Source organism: Parafrankia sp. FMc2 (genome assembly GCF_041008525.1).
Taxonomy (GTDB): domain Bacteria; phylum Actinomycetota; class Actinomycetes; order Frankiales; family Frankiaceae; genus Parafrankia.
In genome coordinates this window covers 1-1984 of the sequence record NZ_JBFLUG010000350.1, presented here as the reverse complement: position 1 = coordinate 1984, position 1984 = coordinate 1, and the positions used below count along the sequence as shown (strand labels likewise).

1 protein-coding gene is annotated in these 1984 nt (G+C 69.6%); it reads right to left on the bottom strand.

From position 1 onward, the window contains the following. Window positions 1–195: hypothetical protein (locus tag AB1460_RS37110; RefSeq protein WP_368967213.1), on the bottom strand; the 195-nt coding region annotated here is incomplete at its 3' end. Window positions 196–1984 lie beyond the last annotated feature (1789 nt).

Here is a 1984-nt window from a genome sequence, read left to right as displayed (position 1 = left end):
GGTGTTGCGGATGAGGTCGGGCATGGGCCAGTCGCCGGGGCGCAGGGGGGCGGTGACGGTGTCGAGGTCGCCGGGGTTCTGGCCGGTGTTGGCGCCGGGGGTGGCGGCGGTGCAGAAGAACAGCAGGCTGGCGGTGACGGCGGTCGGCAGCGCCGCGGTACGCACCAGCCCCGCCCGCCAGCCGCGCTGGGCCACTGGCTGCCTGGCGGTCGCGGACGTCGAGTGCCTGGAGCGCCTGGCGCTCCTCGTGCGTCGACGCCGCCTCGGTGACCGGGACGACTGTCCGGGCGCTGGAAGCTGCGGAGGATCCGCAGGCTGCGTGGGATCCGCAGGCTGACCCGGCACCGAGAGTTGAGCCGGCGCGGCGAGCTGGGGCCCCACCGAGAGTTCAGAGGCCGCCGCGAGCTTGGGGGCTGCCGAGGACCGGGACTGTGTAGATGCCTGCGGCTTCCGGCGGCTCCGATGCCGGCCTGCCGTTGTGGCGGACGTATCCCGGCGTGTGTTCCCGGGCGCGCGGTGCGCGCCGGCTCGTCGCTCGTGGGATCGATGCGTCGTCGCGGCGGCCACATTCGAGGAATCCGGCGGCATGACCACGGTGGGGGCTACCACGGGTCGGGCGAGAAGATCGAAACCGGGCTTTTGTCTGTGGGTCTGATGACCGACGACGTGCCGATCCGAAGGTGACTTTCCGTGTGGGGAACCGTCAGGCTGATCCGGCGTTGATTCGTGTGCGGAGAGAGAATCGGTCGGGGATTGGCGAGATCGACGGTGACGGCTCACCGGCACGCAGCTCCTGGGCTCGGCGTATGCGCGACAGGGAGGTGCTCCGCCTGCCGCGCATACGGGGCGCGTGGACGAAATGCCTGCTCATGGCTTTGATACCTGGCCCGGCGGCCAGTGACGGGTGATGGGCCGCCGGACCAGGCAGTTGCCGCACGGCTGTGACGGAGCCGTGCGGCCGCCAGAGTGCGTCGGGCCGGGGCGATGCCGGCCTCCGACGCGGTAGGGAATCCCCTTAGCTCATCACTCTCCGTAGCATTCGCAGAGGCTGTGGCCGTGGTGGGCTGGCAGCCCGTGCGGCGCACCGCGCTGTGTCTGTGCTGTGTGGAAGCTGTGTGAGACAGAACTGTGACTCAAGGTCCATGTCTCGCGCCACCGAAACGGTAGATCTCCATCAAACTGTTATCTAGGTAACATGGTTGTCGTTCCATTGGGTTGATGCTGTCGCTTGTGGCAGTACCCACCGTTACCTGCTGCCCGTCAACCACCTTCCGGTCGACTGCCGGCCGCAGCGGCCCAGCTCATGGCGTTGGGCTCGCGACTGGCAGAGGCGTGCGACTGCGCGAGGCCGGGTCGCCGCGACTTCGCGCGCCCGCCAGTGCGATTAGCCGGGCCACCCGCGACTGTCAATGGCCCATCACGAACAAACTGCTGTTTTGCTGACCGCTTGTCGGATCAATGACGGGTGTGTAATGCTGCCGTCCGCAAACGTTCGGCCTCCGGAGGTCGGTCAATTCGACGTCCGGTTCCGCGAGCCGCGTATCGGTGCTCATCCGAGTCGCGGCTGTCGCCCGGCTGGCCCACAGTGCGGTGGCCCCCTCGGGATTCCCGTCACCTGTCACCGACCGTAGTTCGTACTGCCCGTGATTTCTGCTGCGTCCGACCCTGGGCGCAGGTCACCGGCGCGTCTCCAGCCGGCCCGCATTCCCGACCCGACCCGTCACGTCGACCCGTCACGTCGACTCGGATTCGCCCTTCCCCTTCACCTGGAAAGCACCTTCCCTGATGCGTGCCGCCTGCCGGGGCTCCCCTCCCTGGCAGGCGGCCACAGATCACGGCCGCATGCCCTGTGCGGCCGCCACAGCCGGCCGGGGCGGCCTGAGAGCCCGCCCCGCCCCGGCCACCCCCTGGCCGTCGCGCCGCACACCCGCGGCGGCCAGGGGCTGTACCCGTGCCCGCGACGTGACTCGGCACGGTCCGTCAC